Annotated in this window: 22 protein-coding genes and 1 pseudogene; 19 read left to right on the plus strand and 4 right to left on the minus strand. The window is 26.8% G+C overall.

Annotated features, from left to right (window positions below; translation table 11 throughout):
- The first annotated feature begins 27 nt into the window (after positions 1 to 27).
- The 8 genes and pseudogenes from I6H46_RS05270 to I6H46_RS05295 all read left to right on the plus strand — a co-directional run bounded on the left by I6H46_RS05270 (position 28) and on the right by I6H46_RS05295 (position 4854).
- The gene (locus I6H46_RS05270) at positions 28 to 1434 is read left to right on the plus strand and encodes a BglG family transcription antiterminator (protein ID WP_200225512.1); all 1407 of its coding nucleotides are present in this window, start codon (positions 28 to 30) and stop codon (positions 1432 to 1434) included.
- Positions 1416 to 1703 carry a PTS sugar transporter subunit IIA gene (locus I6H46_RS05275; protein WP_200225515.1) on the plus strand — a complete coding sequence of 96 codons (288 nt, stop codon included), beginning with the start codon at positions 1416 to 1418 and terminating at the stop codon, positions 1701 to 1703. Before I6H46_RS05270 ends, I6H46_RS05275 begins: the two co-directional genes overlap by 19 nt.
- Positions 1704 to 1707: 4 nt before the next feature.
- On the plus strand, positions 1708 to 2034 hold the full coding sequence (locus I6H46_RS05280; protein WP_200225518.1) for a PTS sugar transporter subunit IIA: 327 nt from the start codon (positions 1708 to 1710) through the stop codon (positions 2032 to 2034).
- A gap of 122 nt (positions 2035 to 2156) precedes the next feature.
- On the plus strand, positions 2157 to 2444 hold the full coding sequence (locus I6H46_RS05285) for a PTS sugar transporter subunit IIB (protein ID WP_004838236.1): 288 nt from the start codon (positions 2157 to 2159) through the stop codon (positions 2442 to 2444).
- 80 nt (positions 2445 to 2524) lie between these two features.
- Complete coding sequence (locus tag I6H46_RS09780) at positions 2525 to 2686, plus strand: PTS transporter subunit IIC (RefSeq protein WP_234287435.1); 162 nt, start codon at positions 2525 to 2527, stop codon at positions 2684 to 2686.
- Positions 2687 to 2851: 165 nt separating this feature from the next.
- Positions 2852 to 3735: pseudogene (locus I6H46_RS05290) on the plus strand (PTS transporter subunit IIC).
- Positions 3736 to 3892: 157 nt separating this feature from the next.
- Positions 3893 to 4018 carry a hypothetical protein gene (locus tag I6H46_RS10285; RefSeq protein WP_267907432.1) on the plus strand — a complete coding sequence of 42 codons (126 nt, stop codon included), beginning with the start codon at positions 3893 to 3895 and terminating at the stop codon, positions 4016 to 4018.
- A complete protein-coding gene (locus I6H46_RS05295) occupies positions 4018 to 4854 on the plus strand; it encodes a class II fructose-bisphosphate aldolase (RefSeq protein WP_004838241.1) in 837 nt (278 codons plus the stop codon). The genes I6H46_RS10285 and I6H46_RS05295 overlap by 1 nt, the downstream gene beginning before the upstream one ends.
- Positions 4855 to 4969: 115 nt before the next feature.
- On the opposite strand, the gene I6H46_RS05300 is transcribed toward I6H46_RS05295, so the two are convergent.
- Together I6H46_RS05300 and I6H46_RS05305 are read right to left on the minus strand one after the other, a co-directional pair.
- Complete coding sequence (locus I6H46_RS05300; RefSeq protein WP_200225521.1) at positions 4970 to 5674, minus strand: hypothetical protein; 705 nt, start codon at positions 5672 to 5674, stop codon at positions 4970 to 4972.
- Positions 5671 to 6147, minus strand: coding sequence for a YbaK/EbsC family protein (locus I6H46_RS05305; protein ID WP_004838245.1), 477 nt, complete (start codon positions 6145 to 6147; stop codon positions 5671 to 5673). The genes I6H46_RS05300 and I6H46_RS05305 overlap by 4 nt, the downstream gene beginning before the upstream one ends.
- Before the next feature lie 102 nt (positions 6148 to 6249).
- Between I6H46_RS05305 and I6H46_RS05310 the strand changes: the two genes are divergently transcribed.
- Entirely contained in the window at positions 6250 to 7023 is a 774-nt protein-coding gene (locus tag I6H46_RS05310) for an MBL fold metallo-hydrolase (protein WP_019118107.1), read from the plus strand.
- 4 nt (positions 7024 to 7027) lie between these two features.
- On the plus strand, positions 7028 to 7882 hold the full coding sequence (locus tag I6H46_RS05315) for a DegV family protein (protein ID WP_019118106.1): 855 nt from the start codon (positions 7028 to 7030) through the stop codon (positions 7880 to 7882).
- 71 nt (positions 7883 to 7953) lie between these two features.
- Here the strand turns inward: I6H46_RS05315 and I6H46_RS05320 are convergent, their stop codons facing one another.
- The gene (locus I6H46_RS05320; RefSeq protein ID WP_019118102.1) at positions 7954 to 8313 is read right to left on the minus strand and encodes a desulfoferrodoxin family protein; all 360 of its coding nucleotides are present in this window, start codon (positions 8311 to 8313) and stop codon (positions 7954 to 7956) included.
- A 110-nt stretch (positions 8314 to 8423) separates the two neighbouring features.
- Between I6H46_RS05320 and I6H46_RS05325 the strand changes: the two genes are divergently transcribed.
- From I6H46_RS05325 to recQ, 8 genes are all read left to right on the plus strand, one after another.
- Entirely contained in the window at positions 8424 to 9554 is a 1131-nt protein-coding gene (locus I6H46_RS05325; RefSeq protein ID WP_200225524.1) for a THUMP domain-containing class I SAM-dependent RNA methyltransferase, read from the plus strand.
- 41 nt (positions 9555 to 9595) lie between these two features.
- Positions 9596 to 11014 carry a L,D-transpeptidase family protein gene (locus I6H46_RS05330; RefSeq protein WP_019118101.1) on the plus strand — a complete coding sequence of 473 codons (1419 nt, stop codon included), beginning with the start codon at positions 9596 to 9598 and terminating at the stop codon, positions 11012 to 11014.
- Between the two features lie 71 nt (positions 11015 to 11085).
- Positions 11086 to 11919, plus strand: a complete 834-nt coding sequence (locus tag I6H46_RS05335; protein ID WP_019118100.1) for an energy-coupling factor transporter ATPase — start codon at positions 11086 to 11088, stop codon at positions 11917 to 11919.
- On the plus strand, positions 11916 to 12773 hold the full coding sequence (locus I6H46_RS05340) for an energy-coupling factor transporter ATPase (protein WP_019118099.1): 858 nt from the start codon (positions 11916 to 11918) through the stop codon (positions 12771 to 12773). The genes I6H46_RS05335 and I6H46_RS05340 overlap by 4 nt, the downstream gene beginning before the upstream one ends.
- Entirely contained in the window at positions 12766 to 13560 is a 795-nt protein-coding gene (locus tag I6H46_RS05345) for an energy-coupling factor transporter transmembrane component T family protein (protein WP_019118098.1), read from the plus strand. The genes I6H46_RS05340 and I6H46_RS05345 overlap by 8 nt, the downstream gene beginning before the upstream one ends.
- Complete coding sequence (gene truA, locus I6H46_RS05350; RefSeq protein WP_019118097.1) at positions 13557 to 14315, plus strand: tRNA pseudouridine(38-40) synthase TruA; 759 nt, start codon at positions 13557 to 13559, stop codon at positions 14313 to 14315. The genes I6H46_RS05345 and truA overlap by 4 nt, the downstream gene beginning before the upstream one ends.
- A gap of 21 nt (positions 14316 to 14336) precedes the next feature.
- Positions 14337 to 15338 (plus strand): DUF4097 family beta strand repeat-containing protein, encoded by a 1002-nt coding sequence (locus I6H46_RS05355; protein ID WP_200225527.1) that lies wholly within the window; start codon positions 14337 to 14339, stop codon positions 15336 to 15338.
- A gap of 40 nt (positions 15339 to 15378) precedes the next feature.
- On the plus strand, positions 15379 to 17166 hold the full coding sequence (gene recQ / locus I6H46_RS05360; RefSeq protein ID WP_200225530.1) for a DNA helicase RecQ: 1788 nt from the start codon (positions 15379 to 15381) through the stop codon (positions 17164 to 17166).
- Positions 17167 to 17229: 63 nt separating this feature from the next.
- Here the strand turns inward: recQ and asnA are convergent, their stop codons facing one another.
- Complete coding sequence (gene asnA / locus I6H46_RS05365; RefSeq protein ID WP_019118093.1) at positions 17230 to 18243, minus strand: aspartate--ammonia ligase; 1014 nt, start codon at positions 18241 to 18243, stop codon at positions 17230 to 17232.
- 166 nt (positions 18244 to 18409) lie between these two features.
- Between asnA and I6H46_RS05370 the strand changes: the two genes are divergently transcribed.
- Positions 18410 to 19363, plus strand: coding sequence for a substrate-binding domain-containing protein (locus tag I6H46_RS05370; protein ID WP_019118092.1), 954 nt, complete (start codon positions 18410 to 18412; stop codon positions 19361 to 19363).
- Positions 19364 to 19472: the final 109 nt, after the last annotated feature.

Here is a 19472-nt window from a genome sequence, read left to right on the forward strand (position 1 = left end):
CTTAATAGAAATACAACAATTTATGAGTTGCATAAATTGTATAACTCAGAAGATGAAAATGAAATTTTGATAAAAAGATTTATCAACACACTCTTAATTAATAATTATTTTAAGCAAAAAAAATATAGCATAGATTTTATAGAAGAGCTTTATATTTCCCAAAATACTCTTAAAAAACTAATAAGGGATACTAGAGAAGTATTGAAAAGATATCAGATAGATTTAATAGTGAACAATAAAGAAGGAATATTTATAAAAGGTAGAGAAAATAATATAAGGCTGTGTATGTCCAATATATTATTTTCTTCATCTAGTGATTATGAATATTTTTTAGATTCTATTAATCTTTTTAATATTAAAGAAATTGATGAAATAAAAAGACTAACATTAAAAATATTAAATAAATATGACCTATCCTTAACAGGAGTTGCTTTTAACAGCTTTGTAATTCATATCTTAATTTCCATAATTAGAAATCAAAACGAAATTAACTATGATAAGGATTTATTAAAAACTATGGATAAATCAGTTGAAAAAGATATTGTTAGAGAACTAATGAAAACCATAAAAGAAAAGCTAAATTACGATTTATCTAGTGATTATTATTATTTAACAAAACATTTAATAACAAGTCAAAAATTTTCAAAAGATGATGATAAATTAGAAGCAGATGAATTTGTAAATATTATATACAACAACATAATTAATAGAATCAAAAGAGATTTTTCAATAGACTTTTCAAATGACGAGATACTTACAGGAAGTTTGAAAATTCATCTTACAACTTCAATAAATAGATATATGTTAAATAGTTCTATTAACCATATTGATTTATCTGAAATAAAAAGTCAGTATCCTATTGCTTACGATATGGGAATAGTTGCAGCTGAAGAAATACATTCTGTAATAAAAAGAGATATTGATGATACAGAAATATTATTTTTAGCCTTACATCTAGGAACTGCTTTTAATAGAGTGAATAATGATGGAAAAGAATCTGGAAGTAATATTTTGATAGTTTGTGGAGCAGGTCTATCAACAGCTAGATTTTTAAAATATTCTCTCTTAGAAAAATTTGATAAGGAAATTAAGAACATAGACATAATATCTTCTAGTCAATATAAAGACGATATGTTTGATAATTATGATTTGGTATTAAGTAGCATAAATAACTTGATTAATATTGAAGGCTCAATAAAGGTTAACTATATCTTAAATAATATAGAAGTAAATATTGTAAAAAATAAATTAAGATACGCAAAAAATTTAGAACATCTTAAAGTATTTAATAATGAATTATTTTATAAAAAATCATTTGAGAGTAAGAAAGAAGTGTTAGACTATTTAACCACAGATTTGTCAAATAAAAATATACTTAATAAAAACAAATTGAGTCTATATATGATAGAGAAAAAATGGGAAATACTTGTTTAGGAAATAGAATTGCTATACCTCACCCATTATCATATACAGCAAAAGAAATGAAAATTTCTGTATTGATAAATGATAAAGCAATAGATTGGGATAATGAAGAAGTTTTTGTGGTTATGCTGTTACTAATACCCAAAGATAAAATAAAGGACTGGGATGTTCTTTTCAAGAAGATGTTTAAAGTATTTAGTTCTAGAAAAAATGTAGATAAATTAATAAATAGCAATACATTAAATGAATTTAAAGAAGTATTTATGGTAGAAATGGAGTGATTATTTGGAATTTACAGATAAAAATACAGAATTTGACATTGTAGTTAAAGACTGGGAACAAGCAATTCTTGAAACTGGAAAATTATTAGAAGAATCCGGTTATGCCAATGAGAATTATAAATATAACATAATTAATGATGTTAAAAATTATGGTTCATATATTATGATTAGTCCAAATGTTGTAATCCCACATACAAGACCAGAAAATGGAGCTTTAAAAATTGGCTGTACGATTATAACAATAAAAAATGATATATATTTTGATGATAATAACAAAGATGCAATTAAAGTTTTAATTGGTTTTACAGCAATAGATAATAAAATCATTTAGAGATGCTAAAAATATCATTAATATAATTGAAAAAGGATTAGTGGATAAATTAAATTATTTTTTAAACTTATCAAAAAAGATAAGCTTATATATTTAAATTCATTAGTAAAGGGGGGAAAATAATGAATATTTTAGTTGTGTGTGGCGCGGGATTAGGCAGTAGCTTTGCCTGCCAAATGTCGGTAGAGAGTGTTTTGGAGGAATTAGGAGTTGATGCAAAAGTCGATCACAGTGATATTTCTTCAGCAGCAGGAACTAGAGCAGATATATTAATTCTCGCTTCTAACTTTAAAAATCAAATAGACAAATATAATTTAGACACAAGAGTAATATATTTGGATAAATTGATTGATAAAAAAGAAATTAAAGAAAAATTAGAGCCAGTTTTAATTGAAATGGGAAAATTATAGGAGGAATTTATGGCAGTATTAAATTTATTATTAATAATATTTTAACCCAAGCTTTTATAACAATAGGTTTAATAGCTTTTATAGGATTATTAGCGCAAAAGAAAAGTTTTGGCGACATAGTATCAGGTACTTTTAAAACTATGTTAGGTTATTTAGTTTTATCAGCAGGTTCATCAATAATAGTTCAAGTATTAATATATTTTGGAGAAATTTTACAGCAGGCTTTGGAATGCAAGGAATAGTTCCATCTATTGAGGCAGTTAATGGTCAAGCAATGAATGAGCTTGGTCTTGGAAATCAAATAGCTTTAGCATTTTTGGGAATATTTTAGTAAATATTATAATAGCAAGACTTACTAAATGGAAATATATATTTTGACAGGACAAGCTATTTTGTGGATGGCTACAATGGTAATAGTTTTTGGTTCAGATGCAGGATTAGGAGTTGTACCTAATATAATAATTGGTTCAATTATTGGTGGTATTTTTGCAGTAGCAATGCCAGCAATTGCACAACCAATAGTAAGAAAATAACTGGAAGCGATGATATTGCATTAGGACATTTTTGTACAATAGGATATTTATTTGCAGCCTTAGTTTCAAAAACTTCAGGAAATAAAGAAAATTCTACTGAAGATATTGAATTACCATCATCATTGTCATTTTTAAATGACACTTATCTTTCTGTAGGATTTGTTATGATTTTGTTATTTATAATAACAGCAATATTTGCAGGACCAGAAGTAGTAGCAGAAAGAACAGGTAACTTAAATTATATCGTTTATGCATTTACACAAGGAATGCAATTTGTTGTTGGTGTTTATGTATTGCTAGCTGGAGTTAGATTATTGCTTGGAGAAATAGTTCCAGCATTTAGAGGAATTGCTCTAAAAATAGTCCCAGATGCAAAACCTGCTTTAGATTGTCCAGTACTATTTCCTTATGCACCTAATGCTGTTACATTAGGATTTGTTTCAACAACAATAGGAACAGTTATAGGAATGTTATTCTTCCCTAAAATTGGATTAGCAATGCTTTTACCAGGTATGTTATCAAATTTCTTTGCTGGTGGTACAGCTGGAATTTTCTGTAACGAAGTGGGTGGAACAAGAGGAACGATTATTGGTGGTATAGCTCATGGATTATTTATCACTTTATTACCAGCTTTATTAGTTATGATATTTAATTCTATGGGATTTATAAACGCAACAGCTACAGACGTAGATACAGTTGCAGCAGCCTTATTGTATGCTTGGATAATTAAACCAATTATTGGATTTGTAGGAATTTAAAATGTTTTTTAAAATAAATAAAGATAAAAAAATGAAGAAAAATATTGCTTGATGAATGCAAAAATTTAGTTGAAAAAAATGATATAGATTCAGCGATTAATAAATTAGAAAAATATATAGAAGAAAATAAAAGTTAGGTAAAGTTTTTACTTATCTAATGGAATTATATAACAAACAATTAAGTGAAGCTAGGTTGAATGGAGAAGATGAAAAAATAAAATTTAATTTAGACAGAATTGATAAACTTATGCAAAAATCAAAAGATATAGTTAGGGGAAGATAATGTATTTAAATTTGAATGAACTATTTAAAAAATATAGGGGAAAGACAGGAATTGGTGCTTTTAATCTACATTGTATGGAGATGTTTCCATATATTGTAGAAGGAGCTAAGAAATCTAACAGTCCATTGATAATTCAAACTTCAAAAGGAACTGCTGAATATTTAGGATTTGATTGGATAGTAACAACAGCAAAATTATTTGCTAAAGATATAGACCTATGTGTTCACTTAGACCATTGTAAGGATATTGATTTTATAATAAAAGCAATTGATTCAGGTTATAACAGTGTAATGTATGATGGTTCATCTCTAGATTTTGAAGAAAATATAAAAAATACAAAAGAAGTTGTAGAGTATGCGCACAAAAGAAATGTAAGCGTTGAAGGTGAAATTGGGAGCATAGGTGGTTCAGAAGATGGAATTGAAGAAAAAATAAACTCAATTATTTACACAAAAGCAGAAGATGCAGTAAAATTTGTTGAAGAAACAGAAATAGATGCCCTAGCGGTAGCTATTGGTACAGTTCATGGTTTATATAATGGAAAAGCTAAAATAAATTTTGAATTACTTGATACTTTGACAAAAAAATTAATAGATGTTGGAATGGTTTTACATGGTGGAACAGGTGTTTCAGATGAAGATTTTCATAAGTGTGCAGAAAAAGGAATGATGAAATTTAACGTTGGAACTGAGCTAAATAAAAATTATATTGAAAATATACTTAAAGATTTTCCTTCAGCTAAGCCAACTACATCTTTAAGAGGCCTGTTAAAAAATGCTAATGAATCAATAGTTAAGATAGTTGAGCATAGGTCAAATGTAATAAAATTAGCTTAATATTATACCAAATTTCTAAAATTTAAAAATGTATGAGTATTATCTTTAGTTAGAATTTATATTGATAAAGAATTTTTGCCTACTTAAAGATTAAAAAGTGGTGTTAGAGAAAAAACTAATTTTCTGAAACATCACTTTTTTTTATTGGTCTTTTTAAATTGTTTGTTAATTTATAAATTTCATCTATATATAAATACCTATTTTTATCTTTGTACTTTGCAATTCTCATCAAATCTAGTGCCCAATTTACTAAATATTTTGATAAGTAAAAAGCGTAAATGTCGTTTGCAAGTATTGATCTTCTTCCATTTATTACTATGTCATTTCGAATTTCTTTAAAATATCTTATCAAATTTTTTCTATTGTATTTTGAAAAAATTACTTCTATCATTGCTACTAAAGCCAAAAGATATTTATTTTCTAGATAATTAATTTTGAAATCTATGCTCTCATCTTCTTTTAAAATAATATCTTCGATTTTGTCGTGGCTTTTATAAAATTTAAAATATTTTTCTTTAGAAAAATTTTCAAAAAAATTAGGATAGAGTCCATATTCAAAATTTGATTTTTCTAAATTTTTCTTAAAAAATTCTAGGGAAGTGGAATTGTCAAAAATTGTTATAAAAATTGGAGATAAAATCACCAAAAGTCTTAAAATTTCGTTTTCTTTGTCATTTTTAAAATTTATAATTATTTTTTCTTCTTCACTTGTTTTTTCTAATTTAGAAAAGTCTTTATTTTTTAATTTATTATCAAGTTCGAATACGTCTTTTGCATTATATTGATATATTTTTTTATTTTTAAATATTTTAATTATCATTGTCTTATATTTTCAAATTTTCCATTTACTGCTTTTGCCAAATCAAATGGATTTAGTTTTAAACTTACTCCACATTTTCCACCTGATACAATCATTTTATCCAAATCTTTTGCGCTATCATCTATAAAAACTGGATAATCTTTTTTCATTGCAAGGGGAGTGGTTTCGCCTCTTTGATAGCCAACTTTTGCTTTTAAATTTTTGGTTGGAAGGATTGAAATACTTTTAACTCCTGCAACTTTTGCAGCTTTTTTCATATCAATTGAATCATAGCTTCTTAGTAAATAGATTATTATTTCATTTTCTTTTGAAATTGTCGCTATGGTTTTATACATTATATTTAAATCTACGTGGGATTTTTTGCCAGCATCTACGGCTGATTTAAATTCTCCGCCCAAATCGTATTCTATTTCTTCGTATTCTATCTTATTATTTTCCAAAATTCTCATTGCGTTTGTTTTAACTTTTCCCATACTTGCTCCTTTCTTTTTTTATATTACCAGAAAAATATAAAAATTCATTAATTCAAGGCGATTTTGGGTATATTTATTTTATAAGAAATTAGGAGAATTTTGATGATTGAAAAAATTATAATAACTTATATTTATCATTCCTGTTATACTGTAGAAATAGGGGATTATTTTATTATATTTGATTATTATAAAGGAGTTTTAAATATTCCTGAAGATAAAATTGTTATTTTTGTTGCAAGTCATGGACATTCTGACCATTACACTTCAGAAATTTTAAAAATTCCTAATATGAAAAATTATACTTATATTTTATCAAGTGATATTGGACATTTAGAAAGCGATGATAATATTATTTATATAAAGGATAATAAACTTGGCATGGACCAATTGAAATCTTTGTATAATTCTAAAAATGTTTATCTTGTTGATCCTTATCAATTTAAAGAAATTAATATTAATGGAAGAAAAATTTCTATAAAAACTTTCGGCTCAACTGATGAAGGGATTTCTTTAATTTTATATATTGAATCCTTATCAATATTTCATGCGGGCGATTTAAATTATTGGGCTTGGGAAGATTATGATGACAAAAGACTAGAAAAAGAGTATTATGCTTTTATCGACCAAGTAGAAAAAATTAAAAAAGATTCGATAGATATAGCTTTCTTCCCAGTTGATTATAGGCTTGGAGAAAATTATTATAAGGGTGCAAAAATATTTGCAGATACTGTAAAGCCCCAATTGATGTTTCCAATTCATAGTGGAGATCATGAAAGCATAAGCCAAAGATTTGCTAGAGAAATCAAATTAGAAGAAACTGTATTTAGAGCAATTATTGACAAAGGTCAAAAAATTATTGTAGATATAAAGGATTAGAAAAATGGAAAAAATAGCAGTATTAGTAGATTCTGGATCAGATTTAGATTTAGAAAAAGCTAAGGAATTTGGCATTTATATGATGCCATTTTATGTAAATTTAGATGGAAAATTTTATAGAGAGCAAGTAGACTTAAAAGCAGACGAATTTTATAATTGGATTAAAAAGCACGAAAAATTACCAAAAACATCAATTCCATCTCCTGGAGAATTGATAGAAAAACTTGATGAAATAAAAAATGATGGTTTTGAAAAATTAATAATAATAACTATATCAAAAAATTTCACAGGTTTTTATAATTTGTGCTCACAAATAGAATACGACAATTTAGAAATTGAAGTAATAGATTCAAAATCAGTTGCCCTAACCACAGGCTTACTTGCAATTTATGCAAAAGATTTAATCAAAAAAGGCTATGAATTTAAAGAAATTGTAGATAGGTTGGAGGATAAGAAAAAAGAATCAAAAATATTTTTTACAATCGATAGCTTTAAATATCTAGTGGCAGGGGGAAGAGTGCCAAAAGCTTTTGGAAAAGTGGGAGAGCTTTTAAATATCAAACCAATAATTGTTTGTAGTCCAGAAGATGGAAAATATCATATAGAAAAAACTTGCAGAGGAGAGAAAAAAGTTCTTAAAGAAATGGAAAAGATTGCAAGCGAATATTTGGGAAAATTTGACAAATATTATATGATAATTTCAAATGGTGGCTACAAGAAAGGCTCAGAAATTTTAGAAGAAAAATTAAAAGTATTTAAAGAAAAATCCACTTTATTTTTAACTTCACAAATAGCTCCAAGCCTTGGAGCAAATACAGGTCCAGGCTTATTTGGTTTTGGATTTTTGCCACTTGATTAAAAATTTATAAATTAAAAAGGACTGTTGCAAAATGATTTATTCATTAGCAACAGTCCTTTTTTAATAAAATATTATTTAATTTCTAAAGAACTTTCCCAAAGTCCGTGAATATTACAATAAGATAAGGCAAATAAAGTACCTTTTTTATCTGACTTAAATTCTCCAATAGCTTTTGGAGTTGTAAAAATTTCTCCTTCGCCGTGAGCAGAAAAATTATAATTTGCAACTTCTACTGGCAATTTGCCACCTTCAGGAACAAAGAAAACTTTAATCCAAACAATATGATGTTCTAAAGTATTTGGGTGTGCAATTTCTTTTCCAACAAAAGCAGAAACTTCATATTTTCCTTCGCCAAGTTCTTTATATTCTAATTCTGGTACGTGTTTTTCATTTTTCCAATCGCCTGATTGAACTGTTTGTGTTAATAACATAAAATCCTCCTAAATTTTTATCTACATTTATTTAATACCCTTCCATGATAAAAAATAACAAAATTATAAAAGTTTTTAAAATCCCTTGAATTTGATATAATAAATATATTATGGAAAAAATAATAATAACAACAAGCTTTGGTATGGAAAGCTTAATAAAAAGACAATTAGAAGAAGAAAATTACAAAAAATTTGAAGTTTTAAATGGAAAAATTATTTTAAATGGAAATTTGGATGATATAGGCTATTTAAATTTAAATTTAAGAGAAGCTGATAGGATATTTTTAGAAATTGAATCTTTTACTGCAAAAACTTTTGAAGAATTATTTGAAAATATAAAAAAAATAGACTGGTTTGATTATTTAAAAATCGATGATAATTTTATTGTAAATGCAAGAACTTACAAATCAAAATTGTTTTCTATTCCGTCAATCCAATCAATAAGTGAAAAAGCTATAATTGATTCATTAAAAAGAAAATATAAAATTTTAACTTTTAAAAAATCATCATCTCGTGTTCAAATTGAAATTATGATTGAAAAGGATGTGGTTTCAGTTTGCCTTGATACATCAGGAGATGGTCTTCATAAAAGAGGTTATAGACAAGGAAGTGTAAAAGCCCCTATAAGAGAAAATTTGGCAGCAGGGCTTGTTGATTTATCTTTTTATAAAGATGATAGGTTTTTGTTTGATGGATTTTGTGGTTCAGGTACTATTTTAATTGAGGCTGCAAGAAAAGAAAGAAATATAGCACCAGGACTTGATAGAGATTTTGATTTTACATCTTTTAAATTTTATGACAAAAAAAGATTTGAAAAAATAAAAAAAGAAGCTTATGAAAAAATTGATTATAGGAAAAAAATAAATATTCTAGGTTCTGATATATCCAAAAAAGCAATTGAGCTTGCAAAAAATAATGCTTTGAATGCAGGAGTTTATGAAGATATTACTTTTTTAAATAAGGATTTTAAAGAAATAAATTTAAAAGATAATTTTGGAATTTTCATTTCAAATCCACCATACGGAGAAAGATTATCAAGATTCGATAAGGCAAAAATTTCAAAAATGATAAATGAAAAATTTAAAAATTTAAATACTTGGTCAATGTTTATAATATCTTCAGATGAAAATATTGATAAAAATATAAAAAGAAAATTATCCAAAAAAAGAAAATTATATAATGGAGGACAAAAAGTAGATTTATATCAATTTTTCGGCAAAAAACCAAAAAAAGATAGATAAAATTACTTTTAAGTGGTACTATAATTACAGTTATTTAGGAGGTGTTTATTATCGATAATCAACAAACAAGTAACAATACAAAAAAAGTTATTTTAACAATAGGCGGTATTGTTGTAGGAATATATATAATTGGTACTATTTTATTTACATTTGTAAGCTTACCAAATACACACGTAAATGGCAGAGATGTTTCATTTGCTCCAAAAGAATCAGTTATTGGAGATAGCGTTGGAGATTTTGATATAAAAATCAAAGGAATTGATGATAAAGAGCTAGTTTTTAATTCAAAAGATATTGACTACAAGGCAAATATCCCAAAAGGAGCAAGCCTTGACCAAAATCCATTAAAATGGCCTATAAGTTTTTTCTCAAAAGAAAGTTTTGAATTTGATTATAAAGTAAACTATGATGAAAATAAACTTGAAGATATTTTAAAAAATTCTCAGTTTATGAATAAAATAGTAGAACCAGAAGATGCAAAATTAGAATTTGATGGAAAAGAATTTAAAATAAAAGAAGAAATAAAGGGAAATAAAGTAAAATACAATAAATTAAAGGAAGCCCTTGTATCAGCAATAAAAACAAGAAATGCTGATATAGAACTTGATGAATCTTTTTATGAACAACCAAAAGTTTATGCAAAAGATGAAAATTTACAAAAAGCATTAAACCAAGCAAACGAAGCATTAAAATTGAGCTTTAAATTTAATATTAATGGATTTGATTATAAAATTGAAGGCGAAAAATTAGCTGAAATGGTTGATTTTAAAGATGGAAAATTAACTTTAAATCACGAAAAAGTTACAGAATATGTAAGTAAAATGGCAGAAGAAACAAATACTTACGGCAAAAATAGAAAGTTTAAAGCTACTGATCTTGGAGAAATAACTGTAAATCCTGGAGTTTATGGTTATAAACTAAATGAAGAAGAAACAATTAAATCATTTTTAGATGCTTTCGAAAAAGGTAAATCAGCAGAAATCGAGCCTGTTTATTTAAAAGCAGGTCTTAACAGATATGAAGATGGGTCTGATATTAAAGACACATATATAGAAGTAGATTTATCTAGACAACATGTTTGGTATTATAAAAATGGAGAAGTATTATTGTCAACTGACATAGTTACAGGAAGATTATCTGAGGGAGCTTTAACTAATAAAGGTGTAGGGGCTATACTTTCTAAAGAAAAAAATTCTACATTAAAGGGAAAAAATTTTGATGGAAGTGATTACAAAACTCCAGTAAAATATTGGATGCCAATAGGCTGGGATGGCGAAGGATTCCATGATGCTAATTGGAGATATGCTTTTGGTGGAAATATCTATTTATATAATGGATCTCATGGTTGTCTAAATATGCCACCAAGTCAAGCTGAAAAATTATTTAATTTAGTTGAGCATAATACTCCTGTAGTTATATATGAATCATCAACAGATTATTCACCACCAATGTCATATTAATTTTTAAAAAGTGCTATCTATTTTTAGATAGTCGCTTTTTATGTTTAAAAAAGTATTGAAAGGAAGAAAAATTGATTAAAATTGAAAATTTAAATTTTTCTTATAAAAATAATTCAGACGAAAATGAAAATGTAGAATACACAGCAGCTTTAAATGATTTAGATTTGTCAATTAATAAGGGAGAATTTGTAGCTATTTTAGGTCATAATGGATCAGGAAAATCAACTTTGGCAAAGCTTTTGAATGGACAAATATTTCCTACAAGTGGAGATATTTTAATTTGCGGAATGAACACAAAGGATGATAAAAAAATTTGGGAAATTAGGGAAAAATGTTCTATGGTTTTTCAAAATCCTGATAATCAAATGGTGGCAACTACTGTAGAAAATGAAGTTGCATTTGGTCCTGAAAATTTGCAAATTAAAAATCCCGAATTAAGACAAAGAGTAGATGAGGCAATAAAACTTGTAGGTATGCAAGATTATATAAAAAAATCACCTTCAGAGCTTTCAGGCGGTCAAAAACAAAGAGTTTCTATAGCTGGAGTTATAGCTATGTTATCAGACTGTATTATATTTGATGAACCAACAGCTATGCTTGATCCAAAAGGTAGAGCCGATGTTATGAATATAATACACGATTTAAATAAAAAATATAAAAAAACAGTTGTCCATATTACTCATTATATGGAAGAGGCAGCTCTTGCTGATAGGATTATTGTTTTAAACAAAGGGAGAAAAGAGCTTGAAGGAAGTGCTAGGGAAGTTTTTTCAAATGTTAAAGAAATGAAAGAATTAGGACTTACAGTTCCACAAGTGACAGAAATTGCCTATGAGCTTGAAAAAGAAGGCTATAATTTTGATAAGTTGCCCTTAAATATAGAAGAATTTTTGGAGCTAGTATGAAAATTGAATTAAAAAATGTCGATTATATTTATAATGAAGATAGAGAAGAAAAAAGCTACGCTCTAAAAAATATAAATTTAGAGATTGATAAACATGAAATAATTGGTTTAATTGGACAAACTGGTTCTGGGAAATCCACTCTAGTACAACTTTTAAATGGACTTTTGATTCCTACAAATGGAGATGTTTTTGTAGATGGAGTTAATACAAAAGAAAAAAAGACAAGAAGAGATATAAGATTTAAGGTTGGTCTTGTTTTTCAATATCCAGAAAATCAGTTGTTTGAAGAAACTGTTGCAAAGGATATTGCCTTTGGTCCAAAAAATATGGGGCTTTCTGATGAAGAAATTCAAAAAAGAGTAAAAAATTCTATGGAAGCAGTAGGTCTTGATTATGAAACTATAGCAGAAAAATCTCCCTTTGAATTATCTGGAGGTCAACAAAGAAGAGTTGCTCTTTGCGGAATTATTTCTATGAATCCGAAAGTTTTAGTTTTAGATGAGCTTACAGCAGGACTTGATCCAAGGGGACGAGATAATATTTTTGGAGAAATTTTAAAATTATATAACAATGACCCAGAACTTACAATTGTTTTGGTTTCGCATTCAATGGAAGATGTGGCAAAATATGTTGATAGAGTTATTGTTATGAACAAGGGAGAAATATTTTCTGATAAATCAACTTATGACACCTTTACAAAAACAGATTTATTGTCGATAGGATTGGATATTCCTCAAGTTACAAAATTTATGAAAGCCTTAAAAGAAAGAGGCGAAAATGTAAGAGATGATATTTATACTGTTGAAGATGCAGTAATTGAATTAAAAAAGTATTTGGAGGCTAAAAATGAGTAACATAGCTATAGGTCAATATTTGCCATACGATACATTTATTCATAGACTTGATCCAAGAGTAAAATTAATTGCATCTTTGCTTTTTATAATTACAATATTTTTTGTAGAAAGTTTTGTAGGGTATATTCCTTTTGTGATTTTATTAATTGCCATGGTAAGTATTGGGAAAATCCCCGTAAAATCTCTTATAAAAAGTATTAAGCCCTTGATATGGATTTTATTAATAACTGGACTTATAAATTTATTTACAACAAGTGGAAGGACACTTTTTACAATTTTTTCCTTAACGGCAACTTATGAGGGATTGTATAAAACTATTTTTATGTTTGTAAGAATTATAATGATAGTTGTATCAACTTCAGTTTTAACTTTTACAACTTCTCCAATGGAATTAACAGATGGTTTGGAAAAATTATTAGGGCCTTTAAAAAAATTTGGTTTTCCGGCAGGAGAGCTTGCTATGATGGTTTCAATTTCGCTAAGATTTATTCCGACTTTATTTGAAGAAGCTCAAAGAATAAAAATGGCACAAATGGCAAGAGGAGCAGATTTTGAATCTGGAAATATTATTAACAGGGCAAAAAATATGATTCCCTTATTAGTTCCTCTTTTTATAAATTCATTTAAAAGAAGTGATGATCTTGCAACAGCAATGGAGGCAAGGCTTTATAGAATTGGTAGAGAAAGAACAAGGCTAAATGAAATAAAAATGACAAAAACTGATAGTTTAGTTTTGATTTTATTTATTTTATTTTGTAGCATAGTTATTATTAAATTTTTTATATGACAATTCAAAATATTTTATTAAAGATCCAGTATGATGGGTCTTTATTTGAAGGATTTCAAATTCAAAAAAACAAAAGAACAGTACAAAAAGAGTTGGAAGATGCTATTAGGAAAGTTACTGGAGAAGAAAATAGAATTATTGCTAGTGGAAGAACAGATAGTGGTGTTCACGCAAACGAAATGTATATAAATTTTTTGACTGCCAAAAATATTAGGGCGGATAAATTTCATTTTCATCTTAAAAAATATTTACCTGATGATATTTTAGCTCTTGAATCAAAAAAAGTAGACAAAAATTTTCATGCAAGATTTTCAGTAAAAACAAAAACCTATAAGTATGTTATTTCACTTGATAAAATTCTCCATCCAATTTATAGAAATTATATGGAGCAGGTAACTTACAAACTTGATTTTGATAAACTTAGACAAGGAATGGAAATTTTAAAGGGCGAACATGATTTTAAAGCCTTTATGCTTAGTGAAAAAAATGATATAATTAATACAATAAGAAAAATTGATGATTGCTACTTTGTTTTGAATGAAAATAGATTATATTTATATTTTAAGGCTGAAAGTTTTCTTCACAATCAAGTTAGAATTATGGCTGGCTCTTTGATTGAATTAAGTCGTGGGAAAATTAGCCTTGATGATTTTAAATATTACTTTAATGAAAATAATACAAGAAGAGCAAATCCAACTTTAAAAGCTGGAGGGCTTTATCTTGATAGCATAGACTATAGCAATTTAAAAAGTTAGTTATTATTATGGGAGAGTTAAATGAGTAAAAATAAAAAAAATAATAGCTTTAAACTTGATAAAAAGCAAATGGCTATAGGCTTTTTTGCCCTTATTGTTTTGGCTTTAATTTTCTTTTTGTCAAGAAATATAGATTTTGCTAGTAAAGAAGGCAAGTCTTCAAAAGAAATTAATGAAAATTCTTATAATTCATCAAAGATTATGAGAGTTGACCTTGATGATCTAAAATCAATTGATTTTGATTTGAATACTTGTGATGTAAGAATTCAAGAGTCTTCTACAAACCCTTACGTAGAATATACAAATCTTTATAAAGATGATTATTCCTATGAAGTAAAAACTAAGTATAAAGATGGTAATTTAAAATTATCTTCTGATATAAAAGGAAGAGAACTTTATATGAAAAATAAAATTCAAATTGTTAGAATTTTTTTGCCAAAAAATAAATATCTAGAAAGTATCAAGGGTAGAGTTGGTGCTGGAGATATAAAAATAAGTGGGCTTTCATGTAAAGATATGGATCTTGATTTAAAAAGCGGAAATATTTCTTTTGAAAATTCAAAAATTTCTGGTGCAGTTAAAAATAAAACTGGCTCTATTATGCTAAAAAAATCTGAAATCAAAAATACTAATTTGACAACAACAAGTGGAAATATTTTGATTTCTGATTGCAAGCTTATGGCAAATGAATCAATGGAAACAGAAAATGGAGATATAAAAATAAAAATTAAAGATCCGATAAATTCTTTTAATATTAATGCAAAATTAAATGTAGGAAATTTTGTTTTGGGAGATGTTTCTTATAGAAATATTTTGGATGGATACCAAACCGGAAAAAATAAAAAGAAAATCCTAAATCTTAAAACAAACATAGGAGATATTTTGTTTAATCAAAATGAAAAAGAACAAATAAATGAAGAAGATTTTATAGATGGGCCAGATGAGCAATCTTCAAATGAATCTTCAAATGAATCTTCAAATTCAAATGACGACAATATAAATAATAAAGATGAAAATAATTAAGTGTTAGGCTTAATTATTTTTTTTAGGTAAAAGGTAGGATATGGATATTTTAAAAAGTTTAAAAAAATATTTTGGTTTTGATTCTTTTAGAAAAGGGCAAGATGAATTAGTTGAAAATATATTAAAAGGAAATGACGTTTTGGGAGTTTTGCCGACAGGTGGGGGCAAATCAATTTGCTATCAACTTCCGGCATTAATGCTTGATGGAATTTGCCTTGTGATTTCTCCTTTAATTTCTTTAATGAAAGATCAAGTAGATTCTTTAAAAGAAAATGGAATTAAGGCAGAATTTATAAATTCAAGCCAAGATATTAAAACTTATACACAAACATTAAGAAAAATAAAAAGAAATGAAATAAAAATTTTATATATTTCCCCAGAAAGATTAGAAAATGAATTTTTCATCGATTTTATTGAAGATTTAAATATTTCTTTTATAGCAGTTGATGAGGCACATTGTATTTCTCAGTGGGGACATGATTTTAGACCATCATATAAATTAATTCCCCAAATTTATGATTTGTTTGATAAAAAAATACAAATAGCAGCCTTCACTGCAACAGCTACAAAATCAGTTAGAGAAGATATAATAAATAATTTAAAATTATCTAATCCTTTTGTAAAAGTCACAGGATTTGATAGGGAAAATCTTTTGTTTGAAGTAAGAAAGCCAAAAGATAAATTGGCATTTCTTTCGAATTATTTATCAGATAAAAAAGATTTATCGGGAATAATTTATGCCTCAACTAGAAAAAGGGTTGAAACTTCTTATAAATATTTGAAAAAATTATCTTATAATGTAACTTTGTACCATGCAGGACTAAGCGATAAGGAAAAAAAGAAAAATCAAGAAGATTTTATTTATGACAGAAAAAATATAATTGTTGCAACAAATGCTTTTGGAATGGGAATTGATAAATCTGATGTAAGATATGTAATTCACATGAATATGCCAAAGGATATGGAATCTTATTACCAAGAAGCGGGCAGAGCTGGAAGAGATGGCGAAAAATCTGATGCAATTTTACTTTATTCAACCCAAGATATAGTTATAAATAAATATTTAATTTCTCAATCTTCTAACAGAGCTTATCAATTGGTAAAATTAGAAAAACTTCAAACAATAATAAATTATGTAAATACAAATAAGTGTTTGAGAGCATTTATTTTGGAATATTTTGGTCAAGATGCAAAAGAAAAATGTAATAATTGTTCGAATTGCCTAGATGATTATGAAAAAATTGACGTAAGCCTTGATAGTCAAAAAATTTTATCTTGTATTTATAGGTTAGGACAAAGATATGGGATTTCTACAATTGTCGATTGTTTGAAAGGGTCAAATAACAAAAATTCCAAAGAAAAAAATTTAAAAAATATATCAACTTTTGCTTTGATGAAAGAAAATAATACAAAATATATAAAGGATTTGATAGGAGTTTTGATTGCAGATGGTTATATAAAAGTTTCTGGTTTTAAATATCCAATTTTAAAATTAAATGAAAAATCAAAAGAAGTTTTATTTTCTAAAAAGAAAGTTTATATTAGGGATTTGAAAGAAGAAAATAAAAAAGGAAAAATTGATAAATTTAATGGAAATTTTGATTATGACATAGATTTATTTAATAATTTGAAAAAATTAAGGCTAGAAATTTCTAAAAAAAGAAATATTCCGCCTTTTATAGTTTTCTCTGACGCATCTTTAATAGATATGGCAAGATTAAAACCAAAAAATGAAAGAGATTTTTTGAAAATAAAAGGAGTAGGCGAAAAAAAATTAAGCCAATATGGGGACTTGTTTATTGGCAAAATTATAGAATTTGATAATTAAAAAATAAAAAAGGATTAGAATACCTATTCAAAAACTCTTAGGTATAAAAATCCTTTTTTTAATTTATAATAATATAACTGAATTTTTCTTTAATTCTTCTCTCATTTCATCTGGCCAATAGGATACTTGAACTTCTCCAATGTGGGCTTTTTGTAAAAAGAACATACAAAGTCTTGATTGACCGATTCCACCTCCTATTGTTTGTGGAAGTTCATTATTTACAAGTAATTTGTGATACTTATAATTTAATCTTTCTTCGCAATCAGAAATTTTTAATTGTTCTTTTAGTGTTTTTGCATCAACTCTTATTCCCATTGATGATAGTTCTAATTGGTCATCTAAAACTGGATTGTAAACTAAAATATCTCCATTTAAATTCCAATCGTCATAATCTGGAGATCTTAAATCGTGAACTTCTCCATTTGATAAAACTTTTCCAATTTGCATTAAAAATATTGCCTTATATTTTTTGCAAGCAGCTTTTTCTCTTTCCTTACTGTCTTTACATTCTGGAAATTCATCTATTAATTCTTGGCTTGTCATAAATTTTATATTATTTGGCAACAATTTAACTCTTTTTGGAATTAGATGACAAAGATATTCGTCTAGGGCTCTTAGGGTATTAAAAATTGTAATAACTGTTGCTTTTAAATAATCTACATTTCTATCGCTAGGCTCAATTACTTTTTCCCAATCCCATTGGTCAACATAAAATGAGTGAGTATTATCTGGCACTTCACATCTTCTAATTGCGTTCATGTCAGTGTAAAGTCCTTCATACATTGCAAAATTATATTCTTTTAGAGCATATCTTTTCCATTTTGCAAGTGAGTGAACAATTTCCATTTTTTCATTATTTGCTTCAGGAAGTGTGAATTTAACAGGTTCCTCAACACCAGATAGGTTATCATTTAAACCAGTAGAATTTTCTACAAATAAAGGTGCTGAAACTCTTTTTAAATTCAAATTATTTGATAAATTTATTTGGAAAAAATCTTTTATTTCTTTTATTAACATTTGTGTCTTATATAAATTTTTATCGCTTTGATAATTTTCTGGTATTTTTATTTCTTGCATATTCTCTCCTAATTCTTTTTCTATTTTTACTATTAGATTATATAGTTTTTTATATTAATTACAAGATTTTAAAATAATTAACATAAATTTTACATTTGCCTAATCATTTCAAAACAAAAAGGATTTATTATTCATAATGAAGTTACAAATATTAAAGGAGAAAATAATGAAAATTAAAAATTCAAAAATTATAGTTGCGGCACTTTCCTTATCAATGATTTTATCAGCTTGTGGAAATAAGGATAATTCTAATGATGGATCAAACGGATCAAATCCAACTGAAAATGCAAGTACTGCAAGTGAGAAAAAAGAAGGCGAAAATACTAAAGCTAATGAAGAAGATTTTGATATAAGTGTTGTATCAAGAGAAGATGGTTCAGGAACAAGGGGAGCTTTTATTGAACTTGTTGGTCTTGAAGAAGAAAAAGATGGAGAGAAAAAAGATTTAACAACTGATGAGGCTGTAGTTCAAAATTCTACAAATGGAGTTATGCAAACTGTATCTCAAGATCCATCTGCAATTGGTTATGTTTCTTTGGGAAGTGTAAATGATAATGTAAAAAAAGTAAAAGTTGATGGAGCAGAAGCAACAGAAGAAAATATTGAATCTGGAGCTTATACTTTACAAAGACCATTTAATCTTGCTTTCAAAGAAGATAAACTTGACGATTTGGCAAAAGACTTCTTGGCATTTGTTTTGAGCAAAGACGCTCAAGATATTGTTGAAAAAGAAGGATATATAAAAGTTGAAGCAAAAGATTACAAGGGCAAAAAAATCAAAGGAGATTTAACAATTGCAGGTTCTACATCTGTTACTCCTCTTATGGAAAAACTTGTAGAAAAATATAAAGATGTAAATCCAGATGCAAATATAGAAATTCAATCAACAGGATCATCTTCAGGAATTGAATCAACAATTTCTGATGTAAGTCAAATTGCTATGGCATCAAGAGAATTAAAAGATGATGAAAAAGATAAACTTCAAGTAGAAGTTTTGGCAAAAGATGGAATTGCAGTAATTGTTAACAAAGAAGATTCTAAAATAAATGATTTAACAAAAGATGAGTTAAAAGAAATTTTTTCTGGCAAACTTAAAAATACCTCTAATATAAATAAATAAAAATTTCAAATAGGCTCTTAGGTAAAATTCCTATGAGCTTATTTTTTTGAATTTTTTTATAAACTTTACATAGATTTTACATAAGATTTATCAAATCAATACAAGGATT

The organism is Anaerococcus obesiensis, assembly GCF_016599815.1.
Lineage (GTDB): Bacteria > Bacillota > Clostridia > Tissierellales > Peptoniphilaceae > Anaerococcus > Anaerococcus vaginalis.